We start from the raw sequence: 15,319 nt of genomic DNA on the forward strand, positions 1-15,319 counted from the left end.
ATTAGTGCTGGCAAACAGGACAAAAGACGGTAGAGCGTTGTCCTTGACGGATTTCTTGCAACAAAGTGCCGCACTGGGTGCAGGGTAAGCCTTTGCGACCATATACGTGCAATTGCTGGGCAAAATAACCGGGTTTTCCTTCCGCATTGGTAAAGTCTTTCAATGTGGTACCTCCTTGTTTTATGGCGAAGGCCAATACCAATTTGATCTCTTCGACCAGTTTTTCTAATCGCGGCAGTGTTATCTGACCACCGGCGATGCGGGGATCTATTCCAGCGGCAAATAGCGCCTCATTGGCATAAATATTTCCCACCCCCACTACGATATGGTTATCCATCAGACATTGTTTAATGGCTTGCTTTTTGCCTTTCAGCCGTTGTGCGAGGTAATCGGCATTAAAGTGTTCTGATAGAGGCTCGGGGCCTAGCTTTTGCAATAGCGGATGGGCGCTTTCAGGCAGTTCACACCATAGCCAGGCACCAAATCGCCTGGGATCATTTAGCCGTAACGCTTGGCCGTTATCCAGTACTAGATCGATATGATCATGTTTTCCTGCCGGGCTTCCTGCCGGTACAACCCGCAAACTACCAGACATCCCTAAATGCACTATTGTGGTTCCGGCATCCGTATCCAGCAGTAGGTATTTTGCCCGGCGGCGGATATGGCGAATTTGCTGGCCGATAATGTTGCTGGCAATCTGGGGAACGGGCCAGCGTAATTGCGGATTACGGACGATTAAATCCGTGACAGTATGGCCTTGTAAATAAGGGGTTATCCCTTGGCGTGTGACTTCAACTTCTGGTAATTCAGGCATGGTATTAACGTCTAATTCGTCTATTGATAAATGCTACCGGCTTGCAGCACCGGGGAGAGTTCAGCCTTTAGCCCGGGAGGAATACGATACCAGTTCCCGGATTGGGAACGCAGTAGCCCGGTTTGGGTATACCAGTGCCATATTTGTTGCTGTGGCACACTGGGCTCACCGGTATACAGCGTGATTTGTTGGCTGGCTTCACTGGGCTGTGGTGTTGTGGTCAGTGGCGATATTTGCAGTGAACTCCAAGCGTTAGACCAAGTCTGGCAGTTAAGAATGGTTGCACTGCACTGCCAGCCTGCCGGACCGGCGTTGAGCCAAAGGGAGCCCAGTTGCATTTGTTGTAGGGGGTGCGTGGTCCCAAATAAGGGGATAGCGCTATCAGGCAGGCGTTTGCTGTGCTGCTCCAACAGCGTCAGCCCTGAGATAGTCAGCAGGCAGGCGATAATGATGACATTGTTCCACTGTTTACGGCTCAACGGCATAGGTACAGGTTAAAAGCAGCCAGTATGATAAATCAGTGTATATGCAAGCAAGGTGGCTGAAAAGCCACCTTTTAGCTTTATTATCCTTGTGATATCACTAAATCGTTAGCCACCGGTGACATTCATAAAGCGCAGAATTTGCACCTCACCATCGGGATCAAAACGGTGTGCTTCCGGTTTTAGTGCCATCGCCTCAATGATGGCCTGCTTAAGTCGGGTAATATCCCCAGGATAAGCTCGCGCAATTGCTTTTAAGTCCACGGCATTTTCATTGCCGAGACACAACAGCAGTTTACCTTCTACTGTGACCCTGACCCGGTTGCATTCATGGCAGAAGTTATGACTGTGGGGCGAGATAAAGCCGATATGCACAGGGCTGTCCGCCATACTGTAATAGCGGGCAGGGCCTGCGGTACGTTGATCTGACAATGTCAGTGGGTAACGGGCAGAGATGACGTCATGGACTTCATCACTGCTGCAGTGTCGACTGCGTTTACGCTCATCAATTTCCCCCAGCGGCATTTCTTCAATAAACGCGATATTGAGTTTTCGGCTGCGGCAGAACTCGACCAAATCCAGCACTTCGTCGTCATTCTGGCCTTTGAGTACCACGGCATTGAGTTTAATACGCTCAAATCCGGCAGCAATGGCAGCATCAATGCCAGCGACCACCCGGCTTAATTTACCGTTGCGGGTCAGGTTGGCAAATTTATCTGCCTTTAAGGTATCAAGGCTGATGTTTAACCGGCTGAGGCCCGCCTGATGCAGTGGCTGCGCTAATTTATTGAGTCGAGAGCCATTGGTGGTCATCGACAGCTCAGTTAACCCCGGCAGTTGCGCTAGGCGAGAGACCAATTGCACACAGTCTGGCCGCACCAAAGGCTCACCACCGGTGAGACGAATTTTATGCACCCCAAGTTCAGTAAATGCCTGAGCAATCCAAGCCAGCTGATCCAAGCTCAGTACCTTGTCCTGAGGGAGGAAGCAGGGATTTTCACTCATGCAGTACACACAGCGGAAGTCGCAGCGGTCTGTCACCGATAGGCGTAGATATTCAATGTGGCGGCCAAAGCGATCCACTAACTGGCTCATGGTGTGTCCTTACAGCAGATCGGCAAATGGCTGGATATATACCCGGCTGTTAGCGGGTACCTGATCTGCCTCTTCACCAATCACAATCAGGCAATTGCTTTTGGACATCGACGTCAGCATACCTGAGCCTTGCGCGCCGGTTGTGCGAACATGTAATTGCCCATCAGTACCAATGTGGTAAATACCGCGCAAAAACTCAGTTCTGCCGGTGCGAGAGCGTAGCGGCATATCTGTTACTGCAGGGATAAGCTGCGCTTGCCAGTCAGCTTCCCCGGCCAGTTTTCGCAGTGCCGGTTGCACAAACTGAATAAAGGACACCATTACCGCAACTGGGTTACCGGGCAGGCCGAAAAATAGCGCCTTGCCAATCTCACCGAAGGCCAGCGGTCGGCCGGGGCGCATATTGATACGCCAGAAATTAATTTTGCCAATACGGGCCAGTACTGTTTTGATAAAGTCAGCATTGCCAACCGATACGCCGCCAGAGCTGATAATCATATCGGCTTTTTCGCTCGCATCGAGCAAAGCCTGTTCCAGTGCCGCTTCATCATCAGCAATAATGCCTAAATCTAGTACGTCACAGCCCATCCGCCGAGCCATGGACTTAATGGTATAACGATTGGAGTCAAAGATGCAGTTATCGCTCAATGGCTGGCCAGGTTGAGAAACCTCATCCCCAGTAGAAAAGACGGCGACTACAGGCTTGCGTTTGACGGTTGCATTGTCCATGCCTAAGGAAGCCAGCAGGCCAAGCTCAGCGGCGCCAAGGCGGCAACCCTGTTGAAGCGCTGTCGCGCCTTTAGCTATATCTTCCCCGGCCATACGGATATTCTGGCCTGCTTTCATCGGCTTGCTAAAGCACACTTGCCCATCTTTTTCTTCGGCATGTTCCCGTGGCTGCACGGCATCAGCACCATCAGGCAAAGGGGCACCAGTCATAATACGCACAGCTTGCCCAGCACTGAGTTGCCCTTGGTAACCGTGTCCGGCCAAGACTTCCCCGACGACCTGATAATGGCTGCACTGGACTGACATTGCGACGGCATAACCGTCCATGGCTGAGTTAGTCTGTTGTGGCACATTGACCGGTGAGATGGCATCTTGCGCCAGAATACGGTTATCCAGCTCATCTAGCTGACACTGCTGTTGTTCGCTAAGTGGTGTAATGGTTGCCAGAATATGATCTAACCCTTCGCGAACTGAACGGCTGCCTTGAGGGGACGGGATCTGTGATGCACTGAGTGGTAATTGCAGTGGAGCCGGTTGCCAGTTAGCTGCAAACTCCTGCACAAAATCGGCAATTTGCGCCACATTGTTTAGATCAAGCCTACGGATACCGTCAGGCAGCACTGTGTCATCACAGCAAGCGACGGCCATGATATTGTTGTCATCGGTGTGGATAAAAGGTTTGCCGTGGGCGGCGCGGTGCAGTTCAATCTTTGGTAGCGCCAGTTTTTTAAAGCCTTCAACCAGCACCATATCGACTTTGTCCGCTTCAATCTGCGCTAGCAAATGGGGCAGGCTAGGATCGCCGTCAACCTCATCTTCTGTCATTAATGCCCAGCGAACATGTGAAGCAACCAGCATTTGCCGGGCACCAGCTTTGCGCATTTCGTAACTGTCTTTGCCCGGTGTATCCACATCAAAGGTGTGATGAGCGTGTTTAATCACCGCCAGACGGACACCGCGACGGGTTAGCTCAGGGATTAACTGCGTCAGCAACGTGGTTTTACCGGTACCGGAATAGGCGCAGAAACCCAGCACAGGAATTGGCAGTGGATTAGAAAACGGAGTAGTCATGATTACCTCATTACGGGTGGCTTAGCGGCTCAGGGTGTCGGCCAGTTGCTGTTTTTGTTCCTGGGTGTTGACGTTAACAAACGCCATGGGCTGATCGGCAAAACTGACTACCGCCACCTGATGCTTGGCATACCAAAAATCAATTTTACGCTCACCGGCATCTAAAAAGGCCTGGATTGAATCTGCCAGTGTGGGTTTTAGCAGCATGATGACAGGCTGTTCTCGCTCCCCATTACTGGCGACGGCCAGTTCGGCACTTGTTTGTTCCAGTGCTGTGAGCATGCGAGCGGCAAGATCGGTTGGTAGTAGCGGGCTATCGCAAGGCACGGTCAGCAGATAATCTGCATGGGTGCGTTTCAACGCGCTGACAATCCCGGCCAAAGGGCCGAGGAAACCGCTTTGATCATCACAAAATACCGGCAGCCCAAACTGACGGTATGTTTCTTGGCTGCGATTGGCATTGATGACCATGCTTGTCACCTGGGGAGTAAGCCGGTCCAGTGTGTAACTGATCATGGGGCGCCCATTGAGTTCAACCAGACCTTTATCTTCGCCACCCATACGGCGGGCTCGGCCGCCGGCCAGGATCACAGCTTCAATTTGTGACGACATAAATCGATTCCTCGTATGGCTGCGTCGTATCGGGGTAAAACGGCGCAGCGGTAATATGTTGATGTTCAATCTGCCAGGTGTGCCGGCACAGAGCGGTCAAGCCACAGGTCTGGTGGCTGCTGATCAGCATGCCGGTACCTTGCTGTTTCAGGGTGGAAATCATCTCCAGCATCAACCGACGAGATTCCTTATCCATATTCGATACAGGCTCATCCAGCATCAGCAGATCCGGTTGGATCACCCAAGCCCTTGCTACGGCTAACCGCTGACGTTCGCCGCCTGATAGATTGACGGCACTGGCCGTCAGCAAGTGGGTCAGCCCCGCCATATCAGCCGCTTGTTCCATTCGATGGCTTAGTTCTCGGCGGGATAATTGACTATAACGTCCAGCAAAGCCCAGATTGTATTTCACTGTCCCCTCATAAAGATAGGGATGTTGATGCAGATAAACTGCTTTTCCCAGTTGTGGGTGAGTTTTCCACCAAGGATGGGCTTTGTCATCTTGCCAGCGGATTTGTCCGGCCGAGGGTTGGATCAGTCCGGCCAGTAGTTTCATCAGTGTGGTTTTGCCTGTGCCATTATCCCCCTGCAGATAAATCACATCCCCTTTGGCAAAACACAGGTGCGGGGCTTCAAATAACAGCCGCTCGCCAAATTGCATTCGCAGATTATCAATAACCAATTGCACCATAGTGCGGCTCCTAGTGGCTACGGGGTTCGGATTTTCCGCGTAAGGTACCCAGCGCAAAATTAAGAATAAGTGCCAGAATCAACAATACCAATCCCAGCGCGATGGCTTGGGCAAAATCACCTTTGCTGGTTTCTAACGCAATGGCGGTAGGAATATTGCGGGTGACATTCATAATGTTACCGCCGACCATCATAGAGCAGCCGACCTCAGTCACAATCCGGCTAAAGGCCGCCACAATCGCCATCAACAGCGGGGCGCGCAGTTCCCGACATAACACCCATACGGCACTAAGCCAAGGCGCACCTAAGGTGCGAGAGGTCTCCCACGCGCGCCGGTCGGCACTGGTGAATGCAGCTTGACTCATGGCAACCAAAACCGGCGCACAAATTAGCATCTGACCTAAGATCATCCCTTTTTGGGTGAACAGCCAGCGTAGATCCCCTAATGGTCCCATCCTCGTCAACAACAGGTAGGCCAGCAGCCCGATCACCACAGTGGGAATAGATTGCATGGTTTGTACTAGGTTGATGACGGTCCAGCGGCCGGGAAAACGGGCAAAGGCCAGAATAAAGCCCAATACCATAGAAGGGACAAGGGTCAGCAGCAGGGCTGCCAAAGAGACATTAAATGATACCCCGATAATGGACCAAGTACCGGGGTCAAGTGAAAACAGCAGGCCAAAGGCCTGCTGTATCAGGGATAGCCAACTTTCCGTCATGGCGTTTATTTGCCGTAAGTGGCTTTAAACAGTTGTTCGCCATTCACGCGGTAGTTGTTGATCATTTTCTGAGCTTGAGGGCTGATCAGCCAGTCACTTAAGGCGCGAGCCCCTTTGTGGTTCAGATCAGGATATTTTTTCGGATTGATCAGAATAATCTGGTAAGGGTTAGCCAGTGTTTTACCACCATCATAGTCCACCGCCAGATTCAGTTTGTTTTTGTAAGCGACGTAAGTGCCACGGTCAGACAGGGTGTAGCCCTGCATTTCATTGGCCATCTGCAAGGTTTTACCCATGCCTTGACCTACTGAGGTGTAACCGGAAAACTCAGGGGCAATGGCGGCTTTTTGCCAGATAGCCATTTCTTTCATATGAGTGCCGGAATTATCACCACGGGAGATAAATGGCAGGCCGGATTTAGAGATAGCTTTAAAGGCTGCCGCCGCGCTCTTACTGTCACGGATATGCGCTGGGTCATTGATTGGGCCCAGAATAACAAAATCGTTTTCCATAATGCCGCGTGGCATCCAGCCATAACCTTCGGCAACAAATTTCGCTTCCGCTGCTGGTGCGTGGGTCATAACAACATCCACATCTCCTTGGCGGGCCAGTTTCAGGGCCTTACCCGTACCTGTCGCAATAACCTGCACCTGATAACCGGTTTCTTTTTCAAATTTAGGCAGCAGATAACCCAGTAGCCCAGAGTTTTCTGTACTGGTGGTGGTGGCTAATTTGATGATATCGCTGTTGGCCAGGGCTGGGAATACCGTGCCTAAAGAGGCCAATAACGCAGCGCTCAACGCGATGTTGATAAGACGCTTGAACTTAAACATTTTTACTCCTTCCGCCGTGCGGGATGAAAAATAGCGGGAAAATTCATATTAGGGTTGCCAGCAATAGCAAAGAGAATGCCAATGCAGAGACGACTGTTTTCGCGGAAAGTAGAGTCACAATCTGTGACGTAAATCCCACATTGCGACATTAAATCGCAGACAAATTGTCCCAGACAGCAAGATCTTTGGTTCATAGTGACCTACCACCTCAACAACAATGTTAGACTAGCCTAAAATTGAGTCAAAATGTCCAGAAGATGATGAGATGAGCCAAACAGAAAAACCGATCAAACCCCTTCCTTCCGCTGTATCTGTGCTGATTGTTGATGATGAGCCGGGAATGCGCAGCTTTCTCAGTAAGGCGTTGGCCAAGAAATTTGCCTTGGTGGAAACGGCTGGCAGTGTGGAAGAAGCGGAGCAGCTGCGCAGCCGCTGTCATTTTGATCTACTGATTGTGGATATCCGCTTGCCGGGCCGCAGCGGTATTGAATGGCATGAGGCGCTCGATGATCAGGAACGCCGCTCTGACATCATCTTTATGACCGGCTATGCCGATATGGAAGTGGCGATTGAAGCGCTGCGAGCCGGGGCGTCGGATTTCATTATGAAGCCGTTTCATCTGGAGCAGATGATGAAAGCGGTTGACCGCTGTATTGAACGCCGGCTGTTAAAACGGGAAAATCTGATGCTGCGCCGTGAGGTGTCCAGTGGTTATTCCGGCACCATCATAGGTAACAGCGACGCCATGATGGAAGTGAAACATATTATCGAGCGGGTGGCCCCCACCAATGCCGTGGTGCTTATCCAAGGGGAGTCTGGCACAGGTAAAGAGCTGGTGGCCAGACAGCTACATCAGCTCAGTGGCCGTCAGGGACCTTTTGTGCCGGTTAACTGTGGTGCTATCGCTCCTGAATTGTTGGAAAGTGAATTATTTGGCCACACAGCGGGCGCATTTACCGGTGCTAAGGGCAATCGGGAAGGCCTATTTAGCTTTGCTTCGGGTGGCACCATTTTCCTTGATGAAATTGGTGAAATGCCGCTGAAGATGCAAACCGCCTTGCTGCGGGTATTGGAGCAGCGTGCCATTCGGCCAGTGGGCAGTGAAAAAGAAGTGGCCATTGATGTGCGGGTGATCGCTGCCACTAACCGTAAGCTGGCCGAAGAGGTGGAGGCTGGCAATTTCCGCCAGGATCTGTTCTACCGTTTGAACGTTTTAGATATTGTTATCCCGCCGCTGCGGGATCGCCCCGAAGATATTGTCGAGCTGACTCATTATTTCACTTTGCAGCTGGCCGCAGAGTTGGGGGTTAAAGAGGTGGTGTGGAGCCATGAAGATCTGCTGAAACTACAGCAGTATGAGTGGCCTGGTAATATCCGCGAGCTGCGCAATATGATCGAGCGTTGCATCTTGCTGGGTAAGCCTCCGGCAGAATACTGGAAGCACCCCGCCAAGGTGGAAGCGGAATGCGACAATGGTTATCCGCTGGATTGGCCGCTGAAAGAAGTGGAAAAAAGCCACGTGATGAAAGTGGTTGATGCCCACGGTGGCAATAAATCTGCAGCGGCCCGGGATCTGGGGGTTTCACGTAAGACCCTGGATAGAAAATACAAAGAGTGGTTCGATCCGGACAGTGGTGAAGAGGCCTGACAGTGTCGCTGTTTGAACAGATTTTCGGTGTCAGCTACCAGAATGTGAAAGCCAAAGTGCGCTATCGCATTCTGATCCTGACCCTGCTGCCGATTTTGCTGACCTTGGTCAGTCTGGTATTTATCACCATTTACTGGAATATCAGCTACACAGGTAACCAGCTATTTATGAAGGTAAAGGCCGATCTGGCCGTTGCCAACAATACCCTGCAGGCTAATCAGGCAAGGCAGGAGGAAGAGCTGGAAAATGTGGTGAATTCTTATGTTTTTCAGCAGCGTTTCCGGCCGATAATTAATGGCTTGGAACGGCGCACCGATGCGATCAATACCTGTCTGGTATTTCGTAAGCAGCAACTGCATTTAGATTTTTTGCGGCTGATCAGTGTTGAGGATGTGCAGGCCGATCCGGATCTGCGATTGATGCAGTCAAAGATCCAAGGTCAGCAAGCCTATTCCGGACTGATGGTGCTGAATGAGCGGCAATTGGCGCGGATCAATCCTATGTTGGCGGAAAAAGCCCGTATCCCGCTGATGGCAACACTGCGTGCCCAACCACCGAAAAAACAGTTTGAAACCGACGGGATGTTAAGCCGCACTCTGTTACCTATTCCCAATGCCAAAGGGGAAGTATCCTGGTATTTGGATGGTGGGATTTTGTTTAACCGTAATACCCATATCGTCGATACCATTCGTAATCTGGTCTACGACCGAGGCACATTGCCGGAGCGCTCTATCGGTACTGTGACTATCTTTTTGGACAATGTCCGCATCAGCACTAATGTGCCACTGCACTTTTTCCCGAAAGAAGGCGAAGACCGTGGGCGGGCGTTAGGCAGCTTGGTGTCAGAAGATGTGCGTGATGATGTGCTGGTGGAAGGAAAAACCTGGGTTGATCGGGCTTTTGTGTTTGATGACTGGTTTATTTCCGCTTATGCCCCGCTGACGGATATTCGCGGTAAACGCATTGGGATGATCTATACCGGTTTTTCCGAGTCGCCATTTGTGCATAACTACCTGCTGAACATTATTGAGCTGGGTACGATTTTGATGTTGGTGCTGTTTGTCTCCGGCCTGTTGGTTTATCGGGGCGCTTACAGTTTATTGCAGCCGATTGAACGTATTCACCATGTGGTCAAAGGGGTGCAAGCTGGGCGGAATCTGCGCATCGGCTCCCTAGGGTTGGAGCGGGATAATGAACTGACTCACCTCGCGGAGCAGTTTGACCGCATGCTGGATCAGCTTCAGCTGCGAAATACCCAGATCCAAGCGGCTGCAGAGCAGCTGGAAATGAAAGTGGAAGAGCGCACCCGTAGCCTGAAGGAAAGAACTCGGGAGCTGCAGCAGAATGTGCAATTACTGAATGAAACCCGTCAGCAGATGGTGATCAATGAAAAACTCACAGCTTTAGGTGAGTTAACTGCTGGTATTGCCCATGAAATTAATAACCCGACCGCAGTGATCCTCGGTAATATGGAGCTGTTGCGCTATGAGCTGGGTGACAATGCTCAGGTGGTGGAAGAAGAAATTAAACTGATTATTCAGCAGGTGGGTCGCATCAGCACCATCATTCGCAGTTTGTTGCAGTACAGCCGTCCGGGAGAATTCAATGCTCCGTTGGAAATGCATCAAATCACTCCGATTATTGAAGAGATGCTGGTATTGGTGCGTCACTCCATTAAGCAGCAGGAAGTGGTATTAAATACTGAACTCAATGCCAGTTACCCGGTGCAGGTAAATCGGCCGCAGCTATTGCAGGTCTTGATTAACCTGGTGATCAATGCCGCCCATGCAATGGCCGGTAATGGCCAGATTTGGATCCGCACCAAAGATTGGTACCGGGATAATAACACTGACGGCGAATTGCTGGGGGTGCAGATTGAGGTGGAAGATGAAGGCCGGGGGATCCCGCCAGAGTCACTGAGTCGGATTTTTGATCCCTTCTATACGACCCGCAAGGATGGTACTGGACTAGGGTTATCCCTCAGCTACGGCATTATCAAACGAATTGGTGGCATGATTGAAGTCGATTCTACTGTGGGCGAAGGCACTGTGTTCACTATTCGTTTGTACCATGAAGCCAGAGAGCCTGCTGATGGTGTTTATGATGGGCTGCATTTTACCCCGTCGGCGAAAGCCTAATGAGGCTGACATCAGCGCATAGGTTGATGCTGGCCGGTGTTAGCAGTGTATTGTTTTACTGCTATCAGTCGATAAAAAAATGCCGGGAAAATGGAATTTCCCGGCCAGAAGAGTGTGAGCATTGTCGTGCTTAACAAAATGAAAGAAGCTTTACCTATGCAGGGTTAGCTCCGGAACGCCACTTAACGATAATAGTTCTCATTATTGATTGCAAGTGTTTTTTGAATGTTTTCTTGTACGGTTTTACCCGCTTTGTTTTGCGGCGCAGAATTAGTGCGTGGATTATGTCAGTGCAGTGAACGCAGCTAATCGATTTTCTTATCGTGTCGTTGGTTTAGATGCCAGCGCTTTGTCCCTCTTATCCCTTTAATTACCTGAGCTGTAGCGATTATGATGAGATGGGAGTCAGGCTCTCTGTTTGCTTAACGGCGCCTCTTTATCGCTCTCAGTTTCTACTTAACCTGTAACTGGGTAGTTGTATACTGGCCGCAGTGTCATTTTGCTCTCAGGCTATCGCGGAGCGGGAGATAACAATGTGCTTGGCTGGCAGATCCTGGGGAAGTATAGATAAAAAAATGCCGGAGTAGAGGATACTCCGGCCAGAATAAGTGTGAGCATTGTCGTTGCGCTATCCAGCCTGTCGGGGACTGGGAACATCAACTAAAAAACAGAGACATACTAGTGAGTGATGAGTATGTTTCTTGGAACGCACTCGAATGATATTGATTCTCATTAATATGTGCAAGCTTTTTTTCTGTGGTGAGCTATTTATTTGCCCTTAGCGCCGAGAGATCCGTTACAGCGGTTTTTGCAAGGTAAGCTGATGATCGGCGATATTGCTATGCTCTGCTAAGGCGGTAATATGATAGCCACGGCTGATCAGCATGGTCAGCATCGCCCGAAAACGGTTACTGCTCTTGACCTGCATTACTTGATATCCCTGAGTTTTAGCCCATTGCTCCTGCTGTTGCAGCATGTGTTTGGCCAATCCCAGATTACGGTAATCTGGCAGTACGCCACCTAACCAGCTATAGAAAATCTGATCGTTGAGAGCATATCCCAATTTGAAACCGGCCAATTCTCCTGCGATATAACCCAGCTGCAGCAAGTGGGATTTATGCTGCAGCGTGTTGCTCAGATCGGACAATTGATGACGGTTATCAAATTCCGGCAGTTGTTGATACAGCTGCATGACAACGTGCCATTGATCAGGGCTAGTGTGGGAAATGGTTTCAATATGCGTGGCGTACATAAATATTCCTTAAATTAAACGTCGCTCTTGCGTCACGTGCAAAATTCTATCCTGCAATACTTTCAGCAACAGGCCATAAGCGGGCAGGAAAAGTCCCAGGCTGACCATCAGCTTGAAGCTGTAATCCACCGTGGCAATTTCAGGCCAGTTTTGTGCCATAAAGGCATCTGTTGAGGCATAAAAAGCAATACTGAAAAACACAAGTGTATCCACCAGATTACCCACCAAAGTGGATGCTGTTGGTGCAACCCACCAAGCACATTCACGGCGGATACGAGCAAATACAGTAATATCCATCAGTTGGCCAACCAGATAAGCGGCAAAGCTAGCCAGTGCAATACGGAATACAAAGGTGTTGAAATGGTGCAGCGCTTCACTGCCCTGAAACTGACCGTTATGGAACAGCACCCCAATAACATAAGAGATCACTAGTGCGGGGATCATGGCGCGGAAAATAATGCGCCGGGCGGCATGTTGGCCAAAGATTCGCACTGTTAGATCGGTTGCGAGATAAACAAATGGAAAGCTGAATGCTCCCCAGGTGGTATGAAAACCGAAAATCTGAAATGGTAGCTGCACCAGATAGTTACTGGCGCTGATAATCAGGATATGAAATGCGGCCAATAATATGATGGCACGGCGGTGTTGCGTGTTAGAAAGCATTAACATCTTGTGACCTTTTTAGTGTCCCGTTAGCAATCGCGATTGGGAAAGTGGATCGGGCGGGGTGAGGGAACCCGCAATGTATTTAAGGACTGTGATAACTGACCATTAATTAACCGGTTTGTCCGGGCGGCACATTATAGGGAGATGTTGACTAAATGCAATCCTTTAGCCGTGTTTTAGCAGGGATATTTGGGGAAAACGCGGCCCGATTTTTCGCTTCAGGCCGCGTTGAGGATAAGATTAGAAATCGATAAGGATCGAGATAATGGTGGCCAGTTTATTTTCCAGCTCCTGCCACTCTGCCCGGGGATCTGATCCTGACACAATACCGGCACCAGCGTAGAGATTGATCCGTCCCGGCTCAAACAGTGCGCTGCGGATCGCTACGGAAAATTCACTTTCACTGTGATTGAGATAACCACAGGCACCTGCGTACCAGCCGCGCATATAGCCTTCCTGCTGGCGAATAAATGCCATGGCTTCCTCCCGTGGCAGGCCACCAACCGCCGGAGTGGGGTGCAGCGCTTGTAGCAGCTGAAAATCATTAATATCGTTTTTCAGTGCCGCCTGAATGGTGCGGTGCAGGTGTTGAATATGTGTCAGTTTAAACACTCTGGGGTTAGCATCGGCGCTGACTTCAGTGCTAAGGGGCGTGAGCATGTCGACGATATGCTCACGAACCAGTTGGTTTTCATGGCTGTTTTTGCTGTCATCTAGCAGTTGTTGTGCCAGCGCCTGATCTTCTTCCTGATTTAACCCGCGCACGGTGGTTCCGGCTAGGGCCTCAGTCAGCAGTTCCCGTTCCCGGCGGCGGAACAATCGCTCAGGTGAGCAAGAGATAAAGGCTCTGCTAGGGCTGAATTGAAAGCCAAACTGAAAGCTGTTTTGATTTCGCCCCTGCCAACACGCCAGCACCAGCCAAGGATCGACTGCTTCATTCACCTCCAGTTGTGATAAACGTGACAGCACCACTTTAGGCACTTTTTGATTGAAATCGGCATCCGTTACTTGATTGACCAGCTCCTCCCATCGGGCATAGGCTGGGGTATCGTAACGGGCCGTTAATCCCACTTTGTGTGGTGGCTGCAGTGGCCGAGGGGGCTGTAATAATGTCAGTGCTTGACTGGCTGCACGGCACTCATCAACTAAGTTGCTGTCAGCTAGGTTGAGGTTCACATACAGGGTTAACTGATTTTGACTGCGGCGCAGTTCAATGCGCGGCAGGATAAAACGGGCACGGCCAAATTCAGGCCAACTGGCGATACTGCGATCAAAAGCGACGCCACCGTAATAACGGATATTATGGTTGTCTGAAAGGCTGCGTTGTTGCTGATAGATAGAAGCGAGTTGGCCATCATCAATATCATCATCAAACTGAAAATCTTTCGCGCAGCCGATAGCGGCGACTTCTTCTACTTTGTCTCGCCCTTGCCAATACAGCCGAGGGTATTGATCTTGGGATGAGAGCCAAGAAATTAAGGGAATGGCATCTACCTGGCAGCAAAGCTGGATAATTTTGTCTCCGGGCGAGGTGGAGGTACTTCCGCCGCTAGGGGAGATTGATGCTAGGTCATGGGGGGGGAGTTGACTCAGCTGTGCTAATAATTGGTTAACAGCCGATGACAGGGATTGGGCAGACAAATCACGCTCCGGAAGACTAGGGGTATTACACCGAAAAGAATGGTATTACCGAAAAAGAACACAAACATATTTTGCCTAAAGTTAAGGTTGCCTGCTAGCAGGTGTCAACTAGATGCCGTGTTGGCTGTGAGATTGCACGTAAATTGTTAAATTACCGTATGAGAATGTTGGCAATTGCCCCAGTTTGCGACAAAGAAAAGCACTTTCCCCACGGTCGTCGTGGGGAAAGTGTTATATGGGGTTAAACGCCAGTCAGGGTGACTTCGCCGTTGTTGGTGTTATAGCGGATTTGGATATCATTATCATCCATCAAGGTGTAAATACAGGTGCCAGAAACGGGTTCTTCAACTCTGAATACGCCATCGTTGATGTTGTAGTAATACTGTTTATCACCAACACCACTACTATCTAATTCAGGATTATGATCGAGAAAAGCATTCCATACCCGGGCACAGCGGTTGGCGTTGACTGGATCTAATATTGTATTTGTCTGACTACCGCTAAGATCTGCTGCTTCAATGGGATAACCAGCATTATTAAAATTCACTGTGCCATCAAGCAAATCAGGTAAGTCAGCTATTTGCCCATCGATCCCTTTTAATTGCCAGAAAAGATGGGCTCTTTCAATTACCTCAGCTAAGGCCCCGGTGGTGCCTTTTGCAACGGCCTCATTGGCTTCATCGGCCAAATCAACAAACTTTGCTGTTGCCGTGACTGCCAAAATAGCCAGTACAATGATGACAACCACTAATTCAATTAAGGTAAAACCGCGGGCTTGGGGCATAGTGTTTTCCTGTAGTAGCTTGTCTAATTAAATATCAATTAAACATAGGTGCTTATCAGCATAGTGCCAAACGCTCATGGTTTTTTATGTTGATAAATGATGGGGTATTGAGATGGAAATTGATTTTTTTTGGCAGGAGTATCGC

At 50.0% G+C, this 15,319-nt stretch carries 14 protein-coding genes; 2 read left to right on the plus strand and 12 right to left on the minus strand.

What is annotated here, in order from left to right; translation table 11 throughout:
• Position 1 precedes the first annotated feature (1 nt).
• The 8 genes from mutM to NFHSH190041_RS01265 form a co-directional block, all read right to left on the minus strand.
• On the minus strand, positions 2–814 hold the full coding sequence (gene mutM / locus NFHSH190041_RS01230; RefSeq protein WP_261923516.1) for a bifunctional DNA-formamidopyrimidine glycosylase/DNA-(apurinic or apyrimidinic site) lyase: 813 nt from the start codon (positions 812–814) through the stop codon (positions 2–4).
• A 20-nt stretch (positions 815–834) separates the two neighbouring features.
• Positions 835–1,299: a hypothetical protein gene (locus NFHSH190041_RS01235; protein ID WP_261923517.1), complete on the minus strand. Its 465-nt coding sequence runs from the start codon at positions 1,297–1,299 to the stop codon at positions 835–837.
• Positions 1,300–1,404: 105 nt separating this feature from the next.
• A complete protein-coding gene (gene moaA / locus NFHSH190041_RS01240) occupies positions 1,405–2,391 on the minus strand; it encodes a GTP 3',8-cyclase MoaA (RefSeq protein ID WP_261923518.1) in 987 nt (328 codons plus the stop codon).
• A gap of 9 nt (positions 2,392–2,400) precedes the next feature.
• Positions 2,401–4,191 carry a bifunctional molybdopterin-guanine dinucleotide biosynthesis adaptor protein MobB/molybdopterin molybdotransferase MoeA gene (locus NFHSH190041_RS01245; protein ID WP_261923519.1) on the minus strand — a complete coding sequence of 597 codons (1,791 nt, stop codon included), beginning with the start codon at positions 4,189–4,191 and terminating at the stop codon, positions 2,401–2,403.
• Between the two features lie 21 nt (positions 4,192–4,212).
• Positions 4,213–4,803, minus strand: a complete 591-nt coding sequence (mobA, locus tag NFHSH190041_RS01250) for a molybdenum cofactor guanylyltransferase MobA (protein WP_261923520.1) — start codon at positions 4,801–4,803, stop codon at positions 4,213–4,215.
• Positions 4,787–5,494, minus strand: coding sequence for an energy-coupling factor ABC transporter ATP-binding protein (locus NFHSH190041_RS01255; protein ID WP_261923521.1), 708 nt, complete (start codon positions 5,492–5,494; stop codon positions 4,787–4,789). Before NFHSH190041_RS01255 ends, mobA begins: the two co-directional genes overlap by 17 nt.
• A 10-nt stretch (positions 5,495–5,504) precedes the next feature.
• Positions 5,505–6,212: an ABC transporter permease gene (locus NFHSH190041_RS01260; protein WP_261923522.1), complete on the minus strand. Its 708-nt coding sequence runs from the start codon at positions 6,210–6,212 to the stop codon at positions 5,505–5,507.
• A gap of 5 nt (positions 6,213–6,217) precedes the next feature.
• On the minus strand, positions 6,218–7,045 hold the full coding sequence (locus NFHSH190041_RS01265; RefSeq protein ID WP_261923523.1) for a substrate-binding domain-containing protein: 828 nt from the start codon (positions 7,043–7,045) through the stop codon (positions 6,218–6,220).
• A gap of 265 nt (positions 7,046–7,310) precedes the next feature.
• On the opposite strand from NFHSH190041_RS01265, the gene NFHSH190041_RS01270 reads away from it, so the two are divergent.
• Positions 7,311–8,693 (plus strand): sigma-54-dependent transcriptional regulator, encoded by a 1,383-nt coding sequence (locus NFHSH190041_RS01270; RefSeq protein WP_261923524.1) that lies wholly within the window; start codon positions 7,311–7,313, stop codon positions 8,691–8,693.
• 2 nt (positions 8,694–8,695) lie between these two features.
• On the plus strand, positions 8,696–10,831 hold the full coding sequence (locus NFHSH190041_RS01275; protein ID WP_261923525.1) for a HAMP domain-containing sensor histidine kinase: 2,136 nt from the start codon (positions 8,696–8,698) through the stop codon (positions 10,829–10,831).
• Between the two features lie 796 nt (positions 10,832–11,627).
• Here the strand turns inward: NFHSH190041_RS01275 and NFHSH190041_RS01280 are convergent.
• The 4 genes from NFHSH190041_RS01280 to NFHSH190041_RS01295 form a co-directional block, all read right to left on the minus strand.
• Complete coding sequence (locus NFHSH190041_RS01280) at positions 11,628–12,083, minus strand: GNAT family N-acetyltransferase (protein ID WP_261923526.1); 456 nt, start codon at positions 12,081–12,083, stop codon at positions 11,628–11,630.
• Between the two features lie 9 nt (positions 12,084–12,092).
• Positions 12,093–12,752, minus strand: coding sequence for a 7-cyano-7-deazaguanine/7-aminomethyl-7-deazaguanine transporter (locus NFHSH190041_RS01285; RefSeq protein ID WP_261923527.1), 660 nt, complete (start codon positions 12,750–12,752; stop codon positions 12,093–12,095).
• Between the two features lie 237 nt (positions 12,753–12,989).
• A complete protein-coding gene (locus NFHSH190041_RS01290; protein ID WP_261923528.1) occupies positions 12,990–14,390 on the minus strand; it encodes an isochorismate synthase MenF in 1,401 nt (466 codons plus the stop codon).
• Positions 14,391–14,631: 241 nt separating this feature from the next.
• Positions 14,632–15,174, minus strand: coding sequence for a type II secretion system protein (locus NFHSH190041_RS01295; RefSeq protein WP_261923529.1), 543 nt, complete (start codon positions 15,172–15,174; stop codon positions 14,632–14,634).
• Positions 15,175–15,319 lie beyond the last annotated feature (145 nt).

Origin of the sequence: Shewanella sp. NFH-SH190041 (assembly GCF_024363255.1) — a bacterium.
GTDB lineage: Bacteria > Pseudomonadota > Gammaproteobacteria > Enterobacterales > Shewanellaceae > Shewanella.